Annotated in this window: 18 protein-coding genes; 2 read left to right on the top strand and 16 right to left on the bottom strand. The window is 57.3% G+C overall.

Annotation, left to right across the window (positions count from 1 at the left end):
- Positions 1-210 precede the first annotated feature (210 nt).
- The 4 genes from asd to leuC all read right to left on the bottom strand — a co-directional run bounded on the left by asd (position 211) and on the right by leuC (position 4627).
- Positions 211-1326, bottom strand: coding sequence for an aspartate-semialdehyde dehydrogenase (asd, locus tag ABIE59_RS01085; RefSeq protein WP_354443454.1), 1116 nt, complete (start codon positions 1324-1326; stop codon positions 211-213).
- 126 nt (positions 1327-1452) lie between these two features.
- Complete coding sequence (leuB, locus tag ABIE59_RS01080) at positions 1453-2526, bottom strand: 3-isopropylmalate dehydrogenase (RefSeq protein ID WP_072677381.1); 1074 nt, start codon at positions 2524-2526, stop codon at positions 1453-1455.
- A 17-nt stretch (positions 2527-2543) separates the two neighbouring features.
- Complete coding sequence (leuD, locus tag ABIE59_RS01075; protein ID WP_138435589.1) at positions 2544-3191, bottom strand: 3-isopropylmalate dehydratase small subunit; 648 nt, start codon at positions 3189-3191, stop codon at positions 2544-2546.
- A 17-nt stretch (positions 3192-3208) separates the two neighbouring features.
- A complete protein-coding gene (gene leuC, locus ABIE59_RS01070; protein ID WP_354443451.1) occupies positions 3209-4627 on the bottom strand; it encodes a 3-isopropylmalate dehydratase large subunit in 1419 nt (472 codons plus the stop codon).
- Positions 4628-4988: 361 nt separating this feature from the next.
- On the opposite strand from leuC, the gene ABIE59_RS01065 reads away from it, so the two are divergent.
- The gene (locus tag ABIE59_RS01065) at positions 4989-5864 is read left to right on the top strand and encodes a LysR family transcriptional regulator (protein ID WP_354443449.1); all 876 of its coding nucleotides are present in this window, start codon (positions 4989-4991) and stop codon (positions 5862-5864) included.
- Here ABIE59_RS01065 and ABIE59_RS01060 read toward each other — a convergent pair whose 3' ends face one another.
- The 10 genes from ABIE59_RS01060 to ABIE59_RS01015 form a co-directional block, all read right to left on the bottom strand.
- Positions 5865-7010: an MFS transporter gene (locus ABIE59_RS01060; protein ID WP_354443693.1), complete on the bottom strand. Its 1146-nt coding sequence runs from the start codon at positions 7008-7010 to the stop codon at positions 5865-5867.
- A gap of 30 nt (positions 7011-7040) precedes the next feature.
- Complete coding sequence (aroC, locus tag ABIE59_RS01055; RefSeq protein ID WP_354443447.1) at positions 7041-8135, bottom strand: chorismate synthase; 1095 nt, start codon at positions 8133-8135, stop codon at positions 7041-7043.
- Positions 8136-8171: 36 nt separating this feature from the next.
- Positions 8172-9077 (bottom strand): 50S ribosomal protein L3 N(5)-glutamine methyltransferase, encoded by a 906-nt coding sequence (gene prmB / locus ABIE59_RS01050; protein ID WP_138435593.1) that lies wholly within the window; start codon positions 9075-9077, stop codon positions 8172-8174.
- 78 nt (positions 9078-9155) lie between these two features.
- Complete coding sequence (locus tag ABIE59_RS01045) at positions 9156-10382, bottom strand: patatin-like phospholipase family protein (protein WP_354443444.1); 1227 nt, start codon at positions 10380-10382, stop codon at positions 9156-9158.
- 4 nt (positions 10383-10386) lie between these two features.
- On the bottom strand, positions 10387-11298 hold the full coding sequence (locus ABIE59_RS01040; protein ID WP_354443442.1) for a DUF4892 domain-containing protein: 912 nt from the start codon (positions 11296-11298) through the stop codon (positions 10387-10389).
- Positions 11291-12211, bottom strand: a complete 921-nt coding sequence (locus tag ABIE59_RS01035; RefSeq protein WP_072677389.1) for an alpha/beta fold hydrolase — start codon at positions 12209-12211, stop codon at positions 11291-11293. The genes ABIE59_RS01040 and ABIE59_RS01035 overlap by 8 nt, the downstream gene beginning before the upstream one ends.
- A 12-nt stretch (positions 12212-12223) precedes the next feature.
- Complete coding sequence (locus ABIE59_RS01030) at positions 12224-12574, bottom strand: PilZ domain-containing protein (RefSeq protein ID WP_058089697.1); 351 nt, start codon at positions 12572-12574, stop codon at positions 12224-12226.
- Between the two features lie 106 nt (positions 12575-12680).
- On the bottom strand, positions 12681-13712 hold the full coding sequence (holB, locus tag ABIE59_RS01025; protein WP_354443439.1) for a DNA polymerase III subunit delta': 1032 nt from the start codon (positions 13710-13712) through the stop codon (positions 12681-12683).
- Positions 13705-15795, bottom strand: a complete 2091-nt coding sequence (locus tag ABIE59_RS01020; protein ID WP_354443437.1) for a transglutaminase TgpA family protein — start codon at positions 15793-15795, stop codon at positions 13705-13707. Before ABIE59_RS01020 ends, holB begins: the two co-directional genes overlap by 8 nt.
- Positions 15792-16817, bottom strand: coding sequence for a DUF58 domain-containing protein (locus tag ABIE59_RS01015; RefSeq protein WP_502915311.1), 1026 nt, complete (start codon positions 16815-16817; stop codon positions 15792-15794). The genes ABIE59_RS01020 and ABIE59_RS01015 overlap by 4 nt, the downstream gene beginning before the upstream one ends.
- 237 nt (positions 16818-17054) lie before the next feature.
- Between ABIE59_RS01015 and ABIE59_RS01010 the strand changes: the two genes are divergently transcribed.
- The gene (locus ABIE59_RS01010; RefSeq protein WP_354443433.1) at positions 17055-17669 is read left to right on the top strand and encodes a hypothetical protein; all 615 of its coding nucleotides are present in this window, start codon (positions 17055-17057) and stop codon (positions 17667-17669) included.
- A gap of 137 nt (positions 17670-17806) precedes the next feature.
- Here ABIE59_RS01010 and ABIE59_RS01005 read toward each other — a convergent pair whose 3' ends face one another.
- Together ABIE59_RS01005 and ABIE59_RS01000 are read right to left on the bottom strand one after the other, a co-directional pair.
- Positions 17807-18619, bottom strand: a complete 813-nt coding sequence (locus ABIE59_RS01005; RefSeq protein WP_058089693.1) for a DUF6160 family protein — start codon at positions 18617-18619, stop codon at positions 17807-17809.
- 170 nt (positions 18620-18789) lie between these two features.
- Positions 18790-19368, bottom strand: a complete 579-nt coding sequence (locus ABIE59_RS01000) for a hypothetical protein (protein ID WP_152438074.1) — start codon at positions 19366-19368, stop codon at positions 18790-18792.
- Positions 19369-19483: the final 115 nt, after the last annotated feature.

Below are 19483 nucleotides of genomic sequence, written 5' to 3'. Positions count from 1 at the left end.
ATTATACCGTTCAGTTTGGCAAGTATTGTTGATAAAGCCTCTTTTATCAATCAATCAGCCGCAATCCTTGCACCGTTTTTTTACCAATCGGGCGGAACTCCTTAACAGCCCTGAAAATAACAGGGGCGGACGCTGAAATCAGCCTCCGCCCCACTCCGGCATACGAAAAACCGGACACAGTTGGCATTAATTACCACTGTGTAACACTATTTAACGTTCCTGCAGAATCCGCAGCATGCGACGCAGGGGCTCGGCGGCACCCCACAGCAACTGATCACCCACAGTAAACGCGGAAATGTATTCCGGGCCCATGGACAACTTGCGGATTCGGCCGATGGGGATACTCAGGGTACCAGTCACCCTCGCCGGCGTGAGCTCCTCCATGGTGGCATCACGATCATTCGGAACGACTTTTACCCAATCGTTCGCCTTAGCCAGAATACCCTCGATCTCGGCAACCGACAGGTCTTTCTTGAGCTTGATGGTCAGTGCCTGACTGTGGGAGCGCATGGCGCCGATACGAACACAGATACCGTCAATCGGAATCGGATTATCGCTGCGGCCAAGAATCTTGTTGGTCTCAACGCCCGCCTTCCACTCTTCCTTGCTCATGCCGTTATCGAGCTGCTTGTCGATAAACGGAATCAGGCTGCCCGCCAGGGGCACACCGAAGTGCTCGGTGGGGAAATCACCGGAACGCATGGTATCGGTTACCTTGCGGTCGATTTCCAGAATGGCCGAGGAAGGGTCCGCCAACTCGGACTTGACGCTCTCGTTCAGCGCGCCCATCTGATTCAGCAGTTCCCGCATGTTCTGGGCACCGGAACCGGACGCCGCCTGATAGGTCATCGGAGAGACCCATTCGATCAGATCCTGCTCCAGCAGACCACCCAGGGCCAGCATCATCAGGCTCACGGTGCAGTTACCGCCGATATAATCTTTTACGCCTTTGTCCAGGGCCGCATCAATCACGTTGCGGTTAACCGGATCCAGCACAATGACGGAGTGATCCACCATCCGCAGGGACGATGCCGCGTCAATCCAGTAGCCGTTCCAGCCTGCATCGCGCAGCTTCTGGTAAACCGCTGAGGTGTAATCACCGCCCTGACAGGTCAGGATAACGTCCATGCCTTTCAGGATGTCGATATCAAAGGCATCCTGGAGTGGCGGAACGCCTTCTTTGCCTACGTCCGGGGCCGGCTTGCCCGCCTGGGAAGTGGTAAAAAACACCGGATCGATGTCGGCAAAATCGTTTTCTTCACGCATGCGCTGCATGAGGACTGAGCCCACCATGCCACGCCAACCTACAAGTCCAACTCGCTTCATGTGCGACCTTTGAACCTCACATTATGCCCGCCCGCTACCGTTATCGCTGGCAGGGACAGGATGGATGATCCCGCAGTGGCAGCATCGCGCCACTGTCGGGTCTCGGTTTAGCGAATCAGGGCTGACTCAAAGCGCATTGAGAACAGCTTCACCCATTTCCCGGGTTGAAACCTTCTTACCACCGTCTGACATGATGTCTGCGGTGCGCAGCCCCTGATCCAGTACCTTGCTGACCGCCGCTTCAATCGCTTCTGCGGCTTTTTCCTCATTCAGGCTATAACGCAGCATCATGGCTGCACTGATGATGGTGGCCAACGGGTTGGCAATGCCCTGCCCGGCAATATCCGGCGCCGAACCGTGGCAAGGCTCGTACATGCCCTGCTTTTCAGAGTTCAGCGACGCCGACGGCAACATGCCGATGGAGCCGGTGAGCATAGCCGCTTCGTCAGAAAGAATATCACCAAACATGTTACCAGTCACAATCACATCGAATTGCTTGGGTGCGCGCACCAGCTGCATGGCGGCGTTATCCACGTACATGTGGGACAACTCGACATCCGGGTATTCCCGCTTCAGATCTTCCATGACTTCGCGCCACAGCACGGTTACTTCCAGTACGTTGGCCTTGTCTACTGAGCACAGCTTCTTGCCACGCTGTTGGGCTGCCTCAAAGGCGACGCGGCCGATGCGGCGAATCTCGGACTCAGTGTATTGATAGGTGTTGTAGCCCTGGCGTTCACCATTCTCCAGCTCGCGTACACCGCGGGGCTGCCCAAAATAGATACCGCCGGTCAGCTCGCGCACGATCAGGATATCCAGGCCAGAAACCACTTCCGGCTTCAGGGAAGAAGCGGAGGCCAATTGCGGGTACAGGATGGCAGGGCGCAGGTTGGCGAACAGCTGAAGGTTGGACCGCAAACCCAGCAAGCCCTTCTCCGGGCGCTTGGCCATCGGCAGGCTATCCCACTGAGGACCGCCGACGGCACCCAGCAGAATGGCGTCGGCATTGCGCGCCTTCTCCAGGGTTTCGTCCGGCAGCGGCGAGTCCGTGGCATCGATCGCCGCACCACCCACCAGAGCCTTGTCAAAGGTCAGGCCAAGATTGAACTGATCATTGACCTTGTTCAGAACCTTTTCCGCTTCAGCAACAATCTCCGGACCAATGCCGTCACCCGGCAGAAGCAACACATTACGGGACATATCAAAATCCTTGTTTATCAGTTTCCAGCGTTAAACAACCAGGGGGCAGTCTGGCGGCGAGCATCTTCGTAGGCGCGAATGGCATCGGCATCTTCAAGGGTCACACCGATATCATCAAGGCCATTGAGCAGACAGTGACGACGGAAATTATCGACATCAAAACTGTAAGACTCACCAGAGGGGGTCGTTACTGTCTGAGCTTCCAGGTCCACCGTTAATTCATAGCCTTCGTTAGCCTCGGTCTCCTGAAACAGCTTATCAACTATTTCTTCATCCAGGACAATGGGTAACAGGCCATTCTTAAAGCAGTTATTGTAGAAAATATCGGCAAAGCTCGGGGCAATAATCACCCGGAAGCCGAAATCATCCAGCGCCCACGGGGCATGCTCCCGACTGGAACCGCAACCGAAGTTTCTGCGAGCCAACAGCACACTGGCGCTCTTGTATCGTTCCTGGTTCAGAACGAAATCCGGGTTCACGGGGCGATTGGAACAGTCCTGATCCGGCTTGCCTTCATCCAGATACCGCAGCTCATCAAACAGGTTCGGGCCAAAGCCCGTGCGCTTGATCGACTTCAAAAACTGCTTGGGAATGATCATGTCCGTATCCACATTGGAACGGTCCATGGGGGCAACAATACCCTGGTGTTGCGTAAATGCGCGCATGGTCTCTCTCCTGTGGATCAGTTCAACAACTCACGAACATCAACAAAATGGCCAGACACGGCTGCCGCCGCCGCCATCGCCGGGCTCACCAGGTGGGTACGCCCACCAAAGCCCTGACGGCCCTCGAAGTTCCGATTGGACGTGGACGCACAATGCTCGCCCTGCCCCAGCTTGTCGGCGTTCATGGCCAGACACATGGAACAACCGGGATCACGCCATTCCAGGCCCGCCTCGATGAAGATCTTGTCCAGACCTTCCTGTTCTGCCTGGGCTTTCACCAGACCAGAACCCGGCACAACCATCGCCTGTTTCAGGCTGGCGGCCACCTTGCGGCCTTTCACCACGGCCGCAGCTTCGCGTAAGTCTTCAATGCGGCTGTTGGTGCAGGAACCGATAAACACCCGGTCCAGCTGGATGTCGGTAATCTTCTGGTTCGGCTGCAGCCCCATGTATTTAAGCGCGCGAACAATGCCTTCACGCTTGATCGGGTCTTCTTCCTTCGCCGGGTCCGGCACATTGCCATCAACACCGGTCACCATCTCCGGAGACGTACCCCAGCTTACTTGCGGCTTGATGGCGGCACCGTCCAGCTCAACCACCTTGTCGAATACCGCATCGTCATCGCTGTGCAAGGTGCGCCAGTACTCAACCGCCTTGTCCCACGTTTCGCCTTTTGGCGAGAACGGACGGCCTTTCACGTAGTCAATGGTGATGTCGTCCACCGCCACCATGCCCACGCGGGCACCGCCTTCGATGGCCATGTTGCAGATGGTCATCCGGCCTTCCATGCTCAGGCCACGAATCGCCTCACCACCGAACTCGATGGCGTAACCGGTACCGCCAGCGGTGCCGATCTTGCCGATGATGGCCAGAACCACATCCTTACCGGTCACACCCGTGCCGAGCTTGCCGTTCACTTTCACCAGCATGTTCTTCATTTTCTTCTGAACCAGGCACTGGGTCGCCAACACGTGCTCAACTTCAGAAGTACCGATACCATGAGCCAGGCAACCAAAGGCGCCGTGGGTAGAGGTGTGGGAATCACCACAGACAATGCTCATACCCGGCAAGGTTGCCCCCTGCTCCGGCCCGATCACGTGCACAATGCCCTGGCGCTGGTCTTTGATCTTGAATTCCAGAATCCCGAACTCGTCGCAGTTCTTGTCCAGAGTCTCCACCTGGGTGCGTGACACCGGGTCAACAATACCGTCGATGCCTTTGTCACGATCGGTGGTCGGCACGTTATGATCCGGCGTCGCGATGTTGGCATCAATCCGCCAGGGCTTGCGGTTGGCCAGGCGCAGACCTTCAAATGCCTGCGGCGATGTTACTTCGTGCAGCAACTGCCGGTCGATGTAGATCAACGCGGAGCCGTCGTCCCGCTGTTTGACCAAATGGTCGTCCCACAACTTGTCGTATAAAGTCTTGCCCGCCATGGTTGCTCTCTCACTCTCTGGGGGTTTCTGTTTATGCTCTCATGTCCCTATCTTACTCTTTCGCCCAGAATAACCTCAATTCATGTTTTTCATTCTTTGCATTCCTTTGGGTTATGGGTCTAATATTCCCGGTGTTTAGTGCACAGCAGAATGAATTCCCCGAGTTCGGTGGCAGGCACAACTGGGTGGGATAGGCTGTAACCCAAAGCTGGAGTTCCGGCTTGCGGGGCACCTTTCCAAAAATCTCGTAGGCCATGGATGGCCGGAGCGAAGCGCACATGGATGTGCTCGTAGCGTTTTTTGGGAGGGGCTCAGTGAAGCTGCTCCCAACTCCAAACAAAGCGGCAAGAGAAGAACCAAAATGGACGCAAACGCCTTAAAAGCCTTCCTGACCATAGTCGACCAGGGCTCCTTCTCAGAAGCCGCAGAAACCCTGCACCTGACACAACCGGCGATCAGCAAACGCCTCGCCGCCCTCGAAACCCAGCTTGGCACCAAACTCATCGACCGAAGCAACCGCGAAATCCGCGTCACCGAAGCCGGCGCCAGACTCCTGCCCCACGCACGCAAAATCCTTGATGAAATACACAACGCCCGCCTCGCCCTCAGCCCAAACGCCGACACCATAGAAGGCGAACTCCAGCTCATCGCCAGCCACCACATCGGATTGCACCACTTGCCAAACTGGCTCCGGCGCTACCGGCGCGAATACCCCCAGGTAACGCTGGACCTCCAGTTTATGGAATCCGACGCTGCCTACCACCAGATGAACAAACGCAATGCCGAGATTGCCTTCGTCACCCTCAGCGACAGCATGAACCCGGAATTCCGGATACTGGTGCAATGGCCAGATCCCATGGTGTTCGTCATCGGTGCGGAACACCCCCTCGCAGATCTGGACAATCCCGGCCTTGCAGACCTGGCCAAACACGCGGCACTTCTGCCGGACACCAGTACCGCAACCTATCGGGTGGTCAGCCGGCTGTTTCTGGAAGCAAACCAGCCGCTGAAACCTCTGATGCCCACCAACTACCTGGAAACCATTAAAATGATGACCAGCGTTGGCCTGGGCTGGAGTGTGCTACCGGTAAGCATGCTGGATAACAGCCTTCGGATACTTGACGTTGGGCACTCGGTTTCCCGGGTGCTTGGCGCGGTTGCACTGACAGGACGCCAGTTGAGCAATGGCGCCCGGGCGCTGCTTGACATCGTCGAGGCTGAAGAGATCGGCAGTTAATTAATGATCAGAATGGTCGCCCGGTGCCGGCATTGGCTGTAAACCACGCCAGGTCACCACAATCGCGATGGCCATGGCGAAGGCGCCGCCCCAGAACGCGGCGGAGGTGCTGATACCTTCCACCAGGAAACCGGACATCCAGGCGCCCAGCGCACCGCCGGCACCAAAGGTCAGGCCGCTGTACAAGGCCTGCCCCTGGCCATGATGGTGCTTGCCAAAGAACCCCTGAATGTATTGCACAGAAATCGCATGCAACGCACCGTAGGACGCTGCGTGAAGCAGCTGGGCGAAGATAAGTATGGGCACGACCATGGTCAATTCGGCAATGAGTATCCAGCGAATCATGGTCAGGAACAGAGCCCCGATAACAATCTGGCGCACACTGAACCGATGCGACAACCGGTGCATCACCAGAAACAGTCCTATTTCCGCCAGCACACCCAGTGACCAGAGCAAGCCAATCGACAGCTTGCCGTATCCATGTTGTTCCAGATGAATACTGAAGAAGGTGTAGTAGGCACCGTGAGATACCTGCAGCAGGAAATTCATCAGGAAGAAGGCAATCACAGCAGGATGGGTGACGATGGCTTTCAGGCTGCCTTTGGGAGCCGGCGGTTTACGCTCGCCCCGCTCTGCAGGCACCAGAAACGCCGATACCGCGATGCCCGCAAAGACGGGCAACAGCAGCCAGGGCAGATAACTGACCGGAACCCACTCCAAAATGGCTCCCACGACAGCCACGGCACCGATAAAACCCACCGAGCCCCAGAGCCGAACCTTGCCGTACTTGTCTTTCCTCGTGCCAAGTGCCCGTAGGGTAATCACCTCATACAGCGGCAGGATCGCGTTCCAGAAGAAGGTGAAGGCCAGCATCACCAGAAGCAGGCCATAGAACCCGGGTTCCATGAACACGCCGGCAAAGAACAGCGAGCCGGTAATGGCGCCAAAACGGACCAATCGCACCCGCTGGCCGGAACGATCCCCCAGCCAGCCCCAGACACTTGGCGCGACAATTTTGGTGAGCTGAATGGTCGCCATCAAAGTGGCGATTTGCAGGTAGGAAAACCCCTGCCCCTCCAGGTAGAGGGACCAATAAGGTAAAAGCCCTCCAAGGAGGGCGAAGAACCAGAAGTAGAGGTTAGACAGCCGCCAGTAGATGGTGTCGCCTCCCTTTGATCAAAGCTGGCCGATGACCGGAGTGCTCACTTCCACATCGCCATTCTGCCCCCGGTGGCGCAGGTAATGGTCCATCAACACGATGGCCATCATGGCCTCGGCGATGGGCGTGGCGCGAATGCCCACACAGGGATCGTGGCGACCGGTGGTAATCACCTCAACCGGATTACCATGCACGTCAATACTCCGGCCCGGCAAACGCAGGCTGGATGTGGGCTTCAACGCAATGCTGGCAACAATCGGCTGGCCGGAGGAAATTCCGCCGAGCACGCCGCCCGCATGATTGGACAAGAACCCTTCCGGCGTCATTTCATCCCGGTGTTCAGTGCCTTTCTGATCAATGCAGCCAAACCCGGCGCCGATTTCCACACCCTTTACCGCGTTGATGCTCATCAGTGCGTGGGCCAAGTCTGCGTCCAACCGATCAAAAATCGGCTCACCCAGTCCCGGCGGCAAACCATCAGCGACGACGTTAATGCGGGCACCGATGGAATCCCCTTCTTTGCGCAGGGCATCCATATAGGCTTCCATTTCTGGCACCTTGTCGGCGTCCGGACAGAAGAAGGGGTTCTGGTGCACCTGATCCCAATCGTGCTTTTCCGCCTTGATCGGCCCAAGCTGAGACAGGTAGCCACGAATGCGAATGCCCAGACGCTGCTCAAGAAACTTTCGGGCGACCGCGCCGGCGGCAACACGCATGGCCGTTTCGCGGGCCGATGACCGGCCACCACCCCGATAATCCCGTACACCATACTTATGCGTGTAGGTGTAGTCGGCGTGCGCCGGACGAAACTGTTCGGAAATCTTGGAGTAATCCTTGGAGCGCTGGTCGGTGTTCTCGATGATCAGGCCAATCGGCGTCCCGGTGGTTTTACCCTCGAACACACCAGAGAGAATGCGCACTTCATCCGCCTCACGCCGCTGCGTGGTGTGGCGGGAAGTCCCAGGCTTGCGGCGGTCCAGATCCTTCTGCATATCGGCTTCTGATAGTTCAAGGCCCGGAGGGCAGCCATCGATAATGCACCCCAGAGCAGCCCCATGGCTCTCACCGAATGTGGTTACGGTGAACAGTTTACCAAATGTATTTCCCGACATAATTCAGCACTTTATAAAGGTTTTACAAAATATTTTTTAACTGTTTCTGACCTGCCATTCGCGCAGGTCAGCAGCCGTTACCAGAAACACGCCATCGCCGCCGCTATCAAATTCCAGCCAGGTAAGCGGCAGGTCCGGATAGGCATCATCCATGGCACCCCAGGAGTTGCCCACTTCCACGATTAACAAACCGTTCTCGGTAAGGTGCTCCGCAGCCCCGGCAATAATACGATGAGCGATATCAAGGCCATCTTTACCCGCGGCCAGACCCAACTCGGGTTCGTGACGGTACTCTTCAGGCATGTCTGCCATGTCTTCAGCATCCACGTAGGGCGGATTGCTGAGGATCACGTCGTAACGGCCTTCGATGTTCTCAAACACGTCCGAACGGATGGTCTGAACCCGACCTTCCAGGCCATGCAACTCGATATTTGAGTCCGCCACTTCGAGGGCGGCCTCGGAAATATCAGACAGATCAACCTCGGCTTCATCAAAGACGGTGGCCGCGCCGATACCGATACAACCGCTGCCCGTGCACAAATCCAGTATCCGTTGAACGGGCTGGCTCCCCAACCAGGGCTGCAGGCCATTCTCCAGCAGCTCGCCAATCGGCGACCGGGGAACCAGCACCCGCTCATCAATGTTGAACGGCATACCCATAAACCAGCCTTCGCCCAGAAGGTAGGCGATTGGTACGCGCTCATTAATGCGGCGCTCGATGCGCTCAACAATCAGTTCGCGCTCTGTGCGCACCAGGCGCGCATCCAGGAACACATTGTTGTTTTCCAATGGCAGGTGGACACTGCGTAAAACCAGCTGCACGGCTTCATCCCACACGTTGTCGGTACCATGCCCGAAATACAACGGCGATGCCGCAAACCGTGACGCGGCGTAGCGCAGAAAGTCCCGGATGGTGTGTAGATCGTCAACTGGACTGGTCACAAAAACGTCTTCCTGGTCAGGCTAATGTAGCGCGGCATTATACGCCTATTAAGCACAGGCCTGCAGCCCACACACAGATTAAAGGGCCAACGGGCCGGAACTGCTGCGGCTTTGCTCAAACCGGTCCAGTGCGGCAGCCATACGCTCCCGGCCCAACTGAATCAGCTCCGGGGCCTTGTGATAATCGTAACTTCGGCTGGCATTCTTGGGGATATTAACCAGGAGATCAGGCGGATACCCGGCAATCTTGTATTGAACCAGAGCACTCTGCATGGTTTCGATGGTCAGGTTCATCACATCAAATTTACCAATGCCCAGCTTGTCCCAGTCAATGGTCTCGTGGTCATCCCGTTTCTGGTGATGAGCGGCTTTCTCGGGCTCCTCATGCCGGGCTTTCAAATCCTTCTCTTTATGCTTTTTCGCCATCTCCCGGGTGATCTTTTCTTCGGGAGATTCCCCGGTATCGAGTTTCCTTGAGGTCAGGGATTTAATGGCATCCCAGTCAAACCAACGGGAGGCTTTATCCCGGATGGCGTCGACCCATTCATCCATATCGCTGCCGGAGTCTTCATCGGCAAATGCCGCATCGGGAATTCGCCTTGGCTGTTCATCCTCGCCACTCAGGTTGACGGCCATGATCAAATCGGCGTGGGCAGAGATCGTCGGGATAATCGGCAGGGGATTCAGCAATGCACCGTCTACCAGCACCCTGCCATCCAGCACCAGAGGCGTCACAACACTCGGGATGGCAATGGATGCCCGGATGGCGCGATCCAGCGGCCCTTCCTGAAACCAGATTTCCTTGTGGGCAAGGAGATCGGTGGCAACCGCAGTAAACGCAATGGGCAAGTCTTCGATCCGGGTATCGCCCAGAATGTCACGGACCACCGAGAAGACCTTCTCTCCCCGAATAGCGCCGACCGAGGTGAAGGTAACGTCAAGCAGTTTAAGGACATCGAACTGGCCAAGCCCGGTCACCCAGTCCTTGTATTCCTTCATCTTGCCAGCCGCGTACATACCGCCGATCAGGGCGCCCATGGAACAGCCCGAGATCGCGATAATGTTGTAACCCCGCTCCTGCAGTACCTCAATGGCGCCAATATGGGCGTAACCCCGGGCACCGCCACTACCGAGGGTCAAGGCGACCGTTTTGCCGTTTCCGGTTTGCGAGGGCTTGCGTGCAGTATTGGCCGGAGCTTCGGCCGGCGATACGTCAGAACTTGCCAATACTTTGCTGACACCATCCTCCGCAGGCACTTGCTCACTGCCGACCTGTTGGTTGTCTGGCTTGTTGTCCCCGGACATTCCCTTACCTCTTGATTACCAGGATTTCGATGCGGTCACCCGTGCGGTTAGGGTCCGCTACCTGAACCCCCGGCCCGATAGCCAGGGTGCGGACCTGCTCCCGGGAAACTCCGGATTTCGCCAGCACGTCGGCCAGGGCGCCCGCAGCCCTTTCCGCCCTTGCGATCGAATCATTCAGGGTTTCATCATTTTCCAGCGAAGAAAACGCGGCAAGCACCACCTCGGCGCCCTCCTCTGCCGCCCACTCTCCCAGCCGCCGGCGATCCGTAGTCGACAGGTCAAACCGATGGGTAACACCGCCCTGCCAGGGCACAATAATGGGGCCCAGCAGTCGTGCAGCAGACGCCTGAAAGCCGGGAATGTCCGCCCCGGCTGCTACCTGGAGGTGTTCAACCCACACATATTCACGCTGATTGCCACGGGTAACGGTGTACACCAGGGTCAACCATCGGTTGCCATCAACATCTGCCACGGCACCGACGAAGTAGTCCTGGTCCTGATCCCGGCCGAGGAGTCTGGGTTGCTCAAAAATCTGGTTTGCCCAGACGTTGCTTCGGCCGCAGGCCACTCCGGAACATTCAAAAAGGATCTGGCCGCCTCGCGCCTGAAGCTCTCGCCGGTAGTGTTCCTGTGCGGCCCTACGGCTAGCATCCCGGTTGATTTCGAATAACTGACCCTTGCCGTTCACCGGCAGCCTGGCCATGACATCCGAGCGGATCTCTCCGCGTATTTCGCGAACCGGGCTCATAAGCACGAGGTGTCCGGACGACCGAATGTCCAGCGCCGACTGAAGGCTCGACTGGGCGAACTTCTCCAATGGCTCGCCAAGCTCCGATGCTGACGCCACTGAACCGCAAGCCAGCAAAGCAGCCGCCAACAGGCTCCGGAGTTTCATTACAACAGCACGATTATTCATTGAATAGAAACCTTTTTATAGCATGTGCAACCGGCGTGGTGTCACCATCCAGGTGACAATGATGCCCCCCGGGAACGTCCACTGTCGTCAGGTCGGGTATCAGCTCTGCACGCTTGTCCAATCCGCCACGGCTGGCCAACAACCCTTCCGACGCTCTTACGAACAGGGTTGGCGTCTGGATGGCGGCCAGCGAGGCATGAACCTGCTCTTCGGTCATCATTAAAGGCGTGGGATGCCTTAACCGTGCATCGGTGCGCCAGACAAAGCCATCTCCTTCAGCCCGCATGTTTCTGGGCACCAGCAATGCTGCAGCCTCGGCGCTCAATGGGCTAAGCCCGCCCTCACGGATCCTCGCCGCCGTCGCCACATCGGGATAGACCGCCGGAGGTGCCGATCCGTTCCGTTTTTTTTGCAAGGCCCGGCGCAACTGGGGGATGGTTTCCTTGGCGGGGCGACTCAGGGCACCCAGGCTGTCAATCATCACCAGCCGCCTCACCCGCTCAGGGAAAGCTGCCGCATACAGGGCACAAACGATACCACCCAGCGAATGGCCCACCAGATCAAGGGGGTACCGTTCGCTTTCCGGGAAATGATGGTCAATCAATTCACTGAGGTCTGCCACATAGTCCATCAGCCAGTAACCATAGCCCGGTGGTCGATGCCCCGAGTGGCCATGACCAGCCATGTCGATTGCGTGAACACTGGCATCGGAGGCCAGCGCTGGCGCCAACCGGGCGAATGTCATGGCGTTATCAAGCCAGCCGTGCACCATAAGTATGGGGGAGCGAACTTCGTGCGAGGGGTCCGTATGCCAGGTCAGGCCGGCAAGGGTCAGGTTATCGAGCGGCCAGCGTGCCTCCCGGCAGCCGGCCGGAATGTCGTGCCCACTGCCGGGTAACACAGTGTCAGTCATGCAAGGCGAGTCCTACATGGTGTGCGTTGGGCGATCAGAGCTCAGCGAGCCTGCCAGGTAAGACTCGATCTTGGTCCTTGCGGATTCATCGTCACCGTTAAACTGGACACCGATGCCTGCTGCACGGTTACCCTGAGCACCCTTCGGGGTAATCCACACCACTTTGCCTGCAACCGGAATTTTCTCCGGCTCGTCCATCAGGTTGAGCAGCAAAAACACCTCGTCTCCGAGTTGATATTGCTTCTGGGTAGGAATGAACAGACCACCTTGCCGAATGTAGGGCATATAGGCGGCGTACAGAACCGCTTTGTCCTTGATGGTCAGGGTGAGAATGCCGCTGCGTGCGCCAAATCCTGGGCCCATATCACATACCTTTTACGCTGGAAGTTCTTGTGTCGTTAAACATTGCCACAATGCTTCAGGAATTTCCTGACATTTCACAATCATAGCAGCTGAAATTGAAGAAAGCTCAGCTTGCTTTCCGCTTCCTTGGCATCAGTTCCCGCCAGGCAATCAGAAGCTGGCTGGCCTCCAGTTCCGGGCTGGCATTATATACCGCGGCACTGCGACTTTCCCTGACCAGGTCCAGAAGCTGATGAGCCCGCCACGGCGGATTGTTGTTTGCCAGATAGCCAAGCATGTCCGCCGCTTCCGGGTCAGATACTGCCCCCCCCACACTGGCCCGCGCCAGATCCGCGGCCCAGCTTTCAAATAACCAGAGCGAATCGTCCAGGCCAAGGGCCTTGAAGGATTTAGCCGCTTCGCCAACCGGGATCTGCCCTTTCATAAACTGCCGGAATGCTTCAAAGGCCTTGTCCCGAAGGGGCAGAAAATCTCCGAGGGCATAGTCCAGCGCCAACCGCGGTGCATTGCCCGCCAGCATCAGGCTTTTGGCCAAGGTCTCCGCCCCCGGCCGGCTTGCCTCATCCAGCTCAGCCACGCGGGCAGCCAGCCATTGCCCACCCTGCTCTGCTGTCGGCAAGGGTATGGTCAGCGCCTGACAACGGGAGCGAATGGTCGGCAGGACCGGCCGACCGCTCTCCTGCAACAGCAGCAAAGTCACGTCCGGCAACGGCTCTTCCAGGGTTTTCAGCAACGCATTGGCGGCATTGATGTTTAATTGATCTGCCCGGTCAACAATCGCGACCTTGTGGTGACCAACCTGGGGCGAAGCAACAGCAAACGTGGAGAGTGCCCGTATCTGGTCAACCTTCACCATGCGCGATTTTTCCGGGGTATAAACCCGCAGATCCGGATGACTGCCTGCAGCCATCAGCTCACACTGCTTGCAATGGCCACACGCCACCGCCGCGCCGGACTCTGATTTGGCCGGTGCTTCACACAACAGCAATCCGGCCACTGCCTGGGCCCAGGCGCGCTTTCCTACGCCACGCTCACCCACTACCAGCAATGCGTGGGGCAAACGACCCTGTGCCAGTCGGCTTTGCACTGCTGACCAGGCGCGGGCCAGCCAGGGCATTTCCTGTGCGATGTCAGTCATGTTTCGGCATCCGGGATCCGGTTTCCTGATTGCGTTTGAGTTGACGCTTCATGGTTTTCAGTAGCCGCCTCAGCCGCCGTGTATCGTCATCAGCCTGACGGGTTGAGGCAGAGCTATAGTAATGGCTGTTCACTGTCCGGGCAAAGATCCGGGCAGACTCCGCCACCGATGGCCGGGCCTCGGCCATGCGCTCCGCCAGCACCACCGGAGTTTCGCCACTGCGCACAGGCACACCGGCCTGTTCACACAGCCGGTGCCATGATCCGACCACGCGCCTGAAGCCATCCTGACGGGCTCCCCGGGTCATTGAAAGCGCCGACACTAACCCGGCCACAAGAAGGGCAAAACCAACCAGCCCGGCGGTAATGTAGCCAAGCTCCTTCATGCCAATGCCGCCTGGCAGCCGGGACATCAGGTTCATCTGGCTCTGGCCCTGATAGCCCACCACCCAACGCTGCCAGTGGTAGTTTATTCGGTCGAGCTGCAGCGACGCCCACTGCAAAACCGCCAGATCACCATACCGCTGGGGAGAGGTCAGATTGTTCTCCAGGAAGGAGCCCTCTTCGGCCATCGCCTCCCGCAATCCGAACTCAATACGATCAGGAGCAATTGCAGCAGTTGGATCAACCCGAACCCAGCCCCGGCCTTCCAGCCATACCTCAACCCAGGCATGGGCATCGTACTGCCGCACAATGAGATAATCGCCCCCGGCGCCGGCATCTCCACCCTGGTAACCCACCACCACACGGGATGGAATACCAGCAGCCCGGAATACAAAGGTGGCAGCACCAGCGTAATGGGCACAGAACCCGCGCTGCTCCTCAAACAACAGGGTATCCACACCATCGTTGGGCATCGCCGGTGGCCGCAGTGTGTAATAGTATTCTTCGTTACGGAATCGCTGCATGAGCTCGTTAACCACCTGGGCCGGGGAATACTGGCCCGCCAGCTCACTGGCTAATGCCCGTGCGCGCGGGTTCCCTTCGCCAGGCAATTGCAGGTAGCGCTGACGCGCTGCCTGGGTGAGCTCACTACCCGGCCGGGGTTGCCCGGGGTCTACCGCCAACCGGTAGCGCACCGGGCTGTCTGCGGGGCGACGGAAACGGAACAGGTCTTCCCCTGCGTCAAACACGTTGTCCGACACCGCAATGGAATTTTCCAGAGAGAAGGCCCATCGTTGGTCCGTCGGCTCCATCAGTACATCGTACTGGTTGCTCGCCAGCGCCCCAATGCCGCCATCCACCGCCACCCTGCCCGGGCGTTGAAATGGCTCCCGGTCGCGCTGTCGCCAGGTCTCGCCGTCAAGATAATCGAGAATCAGCCCTCGCCAATAGCGATCCCGATACTCCGGAATCGAACCACCAAAACTCACGCGGAACGCCCGCTCACTGCTCTGGGCCAGATTGGAGATATCGCCGGGGCGCATGGTATCGGAGATACCGCTGCGAGCCTCGCCGGAAACCAGTGGGACGCTCCACAGCGGCGCCATACGCGGAAAGAACACGAATAACAGGACGACTACCGGCAGGGTTTTCACCATCAAAAGGCCCAGCCGCTTCCAACCCGCCTTCAATGAACCGGGCAAATCCGGGGCATTGAGAATCTGCAGGCCCACCAGCAGGCAGGCAATGGCCGCAAACGTCAGCAGGGCCCACAGGATGTCCTGCTGGAACAGGAAGTTTACAGCCGCCAGGTACACCAGAATAAAAAACAGTACATAGAAGTCACGGGCGGAGCGGGTTTCCAGCCATTTGAGCCCCACCGCCAACACGAAGAACGACGCAGCAGTATCAACGGTAAAGCGGCCCTGAACAGTGCCCAGGTAGACTCCGATCAACACCAGCATAATGCCCGCACGCAACCAGCGCCCCGGCAATCGCACCCGACCACTCTGGGCTAGCCAGCGCCAACCGGCCAGCACCACACAGGCGGCAATCAGCCACCAGGGTAACCGGTTCCACTGCGGCAACAGTAACAGTGCAAAACTGCCAATCAGCCAGAGTAGCGCAGTGCCAGGAATGGCATCTATCGGTACTTCGGAACGGCGGTTTCTACCAAGGAGTACATCGACCAGGCGGCTCATACGCTGCCTCCCGCCGTAGCGCCGTCCACGGTTTTACGGGTACCAAACGGCAATGCATCCTGCTCTCTCGGCGGCTTTTCGCCCCAGACCGCCAGCGCCCGTAGGCACCGGTCTGTATGGATTGGGCCGGTGTCGGGTTCGATGACCTCCCCCGGCAGGTTCAAACCAAACTTCGCGCCTTTCTGTAGCCGGTCGGCCACCAACCAGGCCAGATAGCTGAGCCTGAGTTCAGTATCCGCGCCCGGGAAAGCGTTGAAATCCAGCCAGTGGGGGCTTCCTTGCTCCCCTTCCCAATCGGCAACCACCATCTGCCCGGAGCGGGCAAACCGTTTCCACATGACCCTCTGGCTAAGATCCCCTTCACGCCAGGGCCGAAGGTCGGCATTATCCTGACCGGCCACAGGCGCGGAAGAGCGGGCCTCACTGCCGTCATCCACCTGGCTGATTACCTCCGGCGCAACCAGTGGCCTGGGATAGGCTATGCCGGCCGAACTCGGGCGTAACCAGGACCAGGCCTTGAGCAACCCGAATGGGAAACGGGTTTCAATCCGAACCTTGTCTGGCCGAAGGTAACCACGATGGGCTGAGGGAATGGGCAAAATGACGTCCAAGGCTTGGCCAGCCGGCACATGGACACCTTCCAGCTTTGAATCCACAACCGACAGTGCAATGGCAAGCCCGCTATCCTTGCCAGCGGTAATCCGAAATCGAAACGGTACATCATCCCCGGCCTCGCCCTCGCCGGGCTGAACAAGGGCGAGCGTCAGCCCCGAGAGATTGCGATGGGTCTGATGCATGGCACCGACGAACAGGGCCCCGAGAATGAAGGTCAGCAGGTAAATAAGGCTGTTCTGGTAATTGATGCCGGTGATCAGCATGATCAGAAGCAGAACACCAAAAACCACCCCAGCACCGGTTGGCAGGATGAAGATGTTTTTCTGGCTGAATGTCTGGCTGTCTCCGCGGGGAACCCTGCGGTTAATCCAGTGCTGCCATCGTTGCCGGAGTTTTCGCGTTATCATGCCCATCAGGCCGCATTCTTCCTCAAAAGTTCACCCGTTACCGGCATGCATCAAACCACATTACCCGGCCGCCCATAAAGCTTTACTGCCCAACTGCGGATTCTGATCACAGACCAGGCACTTTCCGGTTGAAAAACTGTCTGACAAACCGAATACTCCGATAAGGAAGCGTATTGACTGAATAGAGTAGTCTCAGCCGCGCCCCTCAACTGATCCGGTAACGCAAGAGGCTATGCCATGACACGCCCAACACTGCTTGCAACGGCCATCACCGTCACTCTCTCCTCTCCGGCCATGGCCGGCGTTCAGACGATGACATCGGATGAGATGGTGGAAACCTATGTTCAGGATTCCGCGGTCATAGTTGTGCCAAGGGTCCAGCAAAGAAACGAAGCGGATCGCCAGCGAATTATCAGGGCGCTGACCATCTCGCCCGGCGAGCCGGTTCTGAGTGAAGCCGAAGAGGAAGCCTACCGCGAAGCGCTCCAGCGCTATATGGAAGATGGCAAGTCCGACGCTTTGAGCAGCGCCGAGGAGGAATTCCTGCGCAGGGCCCTGCTGCTACCCACTGAGGAGCTGGCCCGGGCCCAACCCCCGGCCAATTTTGCCGAGACGATTCCACAGCTGATTTTCGGTCAGCAGCCACAAATACCGGACGAACCTTTTACCCAGACGTTTCTTAACGACCAACTGGGAATTGGTTTTGACGGCCAGAACCTGAACTTCAGTATTGGTAATCCGCCGGGCATTGATCGTATTGATATTCCCCACGGCATCAACGAAGGGCCGATCCAACTGACCCCAAGACCCGGTGGCGGCTTCGACCTGTCCATTCAGGTGCCCGACCGCTGATTCAGAGCCCGCATCTTTAAAAATAAAACGGCGACCTGCTTCGGGTCGCCGTTTTATTTAGGCCAGATTTTTTCTAACCAACTAAAAACGCCCCGCAATGCGGGGCGCTCATCACCTACTCAGGTGTTCAGGTCAGATTAGTGACCGTAAACAGCCAGACGAGTGTCGGAGATGGTCAGGTTATCCATGGCGATGGAACCGATGGAAGCGCCGCCAATCTCGATCGCACCGATGGACATGTCCATGGTGATGTCGTTGATGTCGATACGCAGGACGTCAGTCATAGTGGATGCACCAAGACCATCGCCTTTATAAACATCTACGTTAGCAACAGCGAAAAGACCGGCTGCGCTAACTGGCTGGCCGTTAGCTGCAACTTCTTCAAAGAAGTTACCACCCATGATAGCCATGTCACGGATACCAACACCCAGGAATTCAACATCGAAGTCCATCTGCTGCACGTTGAATGCAACGTCCAGGTTCAGGGTGTCAGTCGCGGTATCAACACGAATGTCCAGCTGACCCAACGCACCGTAGCCACTCAGGTTGGAAACCAGCGTGGTGCTCTCGCTGCCATCAGCTGCAACCAGTTCCATGGAGCTGGCTGTCATACCCCAGTCGATCGGGGCGCCGGAGATGGAGTGAACGGAGATGACTGCGTCGCCATCAGCCTCTACATCGATATCGATGTACAGGTCGTCCAGCAGATCGGAGCCAGGACCGCCAGCAACACCAGAACCACCCAGAACGATATCGTTCACCGTGAAGCTACCTTCATCGGTGTACACGAACTGACCGATGCTGACTTTGGTTTCCAGTTCGATGGTCACACCAGCCTGGCCAGTAACGTTACCCATTGCGGTATCGTCAAGCGCTTTCAGGTCAGCGTGAGCAGCGAATGGCATAGCGGCAACGGCAGTTGCCAGAGCAATTTTCTTCAGGCCTTTCATTATTATCTCCTTGTGAAACTCATTTTATTCTTGTGTGAGTTTTTTAAGTGAAGTCCTTTACTCCACAGGTCCATTTAAGATTGTTTTACAGTCCTAGTCCGTGACTCCATTCACAGTCTTTTACGTTACATTTACAATTGGAAACAAGTATCGATGAGTTCGCATTCTGCTCAGGACTTTCCGCCTTTACCCTCGTAAAACCATTCAAACGGTTTCTCCTGAGAGACCGGCTCAGCCCAGGAAATCGCTCCATTACGAATCTCATAGCCAATCACCTTGTTTGAGGACACGCCCAAACGATGCTCATGCTCTATCACCAGAACTTCCGTCTCATTCCCCTCACTCACCCTACCGGTGTAGAGGATCGCCGCAGCGTTTATCTGTCCTCGCTGGGCAATCGACTTAATAGCTGCCCGATACATCTTTAATTGTGCGACCGCAGGCATGCCAACAGCCTGAGCATCAATATTGATCCGCTTTACGGTTTCACCATCCTTCATCAGCATCCAGGCTTTCGGCGTATTTGCACCCGGTTCCAAGATGGCTGACTGATATTCTTTCGTTGCCGCCTCCGACAACCGAATCAGCTGCTGCTGCGCGCTGAGAATAACCACACCCAACTCATCCTCCGAAATTTTTCCATCAGACAAGGGACCGTCTTGTGGCAAACCCTCCGCCAACGAGTGCGTCGCACCCAGGGCAAACAGACTGAACGTGGCGGCAAGTGCGTGTTTTCTGAAGCGAGACATAGGACAACTTCCGTTCTTGTTTTATGGATTTTCAGTTCATTGGCGTCAAAACCCGGTAAAATACGCCCCGGGCTGATCGGCTCCGTATAACCATTAGATCAGCGCCTGTCCTGAT

Origin of the sequence: Marinobacter sp. MBR-99 (genome assembly GCF_040547575.1) — a bacterium.
GTDB lineage: Bacteria > Pseudomonadota > Gammaproteobacteria > Pseudomonadales > Oleiphilaceae > Marinobacter.
Note: the sequence above shows the minus strand (reverse complement) of the source record. Positions and strands in the feature narration are given on the sequence as shown.

Coding starts and splice junctions, on each gene's coding strand:
- asd (WP_354443454.1), bottom strand. CDS start 1,326: ATGAAGCGAGTTGGACTTGTAGGTTGGCGTGGCATGGTGGGCTCAGTC.
- leuB (WP_072677381.1), bottom strand. CDS start 2,526: ATGTCCCGTAATGTGTTGCTTCTGCCGGGTGACGGCATTGGTCCGGAG.
- leuD (WP_138435589.1), bottom strand. CDS start 3,191: ATGCGCGCATTTACGCAACACCAGGGTATTGTTGCCCCCATGGACCGT.
- leuC (WP_354443451.1), bottom strand. CDS start 4,627: ATGGCGGGCAAGACTTTATACGACAAGTTGTGGGACGACCATTTGGTC.
- ABIE59_RS01065 (WP_354443449.1), top strand. CDS start 4,989: ATGGACGCAAACGCCTTAAAAGCCTTCCTGACCATAGTCGACCAGGGC.
- aroC (WP_354443447.1), bottom strand. CDS start 8,135: ATGTCGGGAAATACATTTGGTAAACTGTTCACCGTAACCACATTCGGT.
- ABIE59_RS01045 (WP_354443444.1), bottom strand. CDS start 10,382: ATGTCCGGGGACAACAAGCCAGACAACCAACAGGTCGGCAGTGAGCAA.
- ABIE59_RS01040 (WP_354443442.1), bottom strand. CDS start 11,298: ATGAATAATCGTGCTGTTGTAATGAAACTCCGGAGCCTGTTGGCGGCT.
- ABIE59_RS01035 (WP_072677389.1), bottom strand. CDS start 12,211: ATGACTGACACTGTGTTACCCGGCAGTGGGCACGACATTCCGGCCGGC.
- ABIE59_RS01030 (WP_058089697.1), bottom strand. CDS start 12,574: ATGGGCCCAGGATTTGGCGCACGCAGCGGCATTCTCACCCTGACCATC.
- holB (WP_354443439.1), bottom strand. CDS start 13,712: ATGACTGACATCGCACAGGAAATGCCCTGGCTGGCCCGCGCCTGGTCA.
- ABIE59_RS01020 (WP_354443437.1), bottom strand. CDS start 15,795: ATGAGCCGCCTGGTCGATGTACTCCTTGGTAGAAACCGCCGTTCCGAA.
- ABIE59_RS01015 (WP_502915311.1), bottom strand. CDS start 16,817: ATGATAACGCGAAAACTCCGGCAACGATGGCAGCACTGGATTAACCGC.
- ABIE59_RS01010 (WP_354443433.1), top strand. CDS start 17,055: ATGACACGCCCAACACTGCTTGCAACGGCCATCACCGTCACTCTCTCC.
- ABIE59_RS01005 (WP_058089693.1), bottom strand. CDS start 18,619: ATGAAAGGCCTGAAGAAAATTGCTCTGGCAACTGCCGTTGCCGCTATG.
- ABIE59_RS01000 (WP_152438074.1), bottom strand. CDS start 19,368: ATGTCTCGCTTCAGAAAACACGCACTTGCCGCCACGTTCAGTCTGTTT.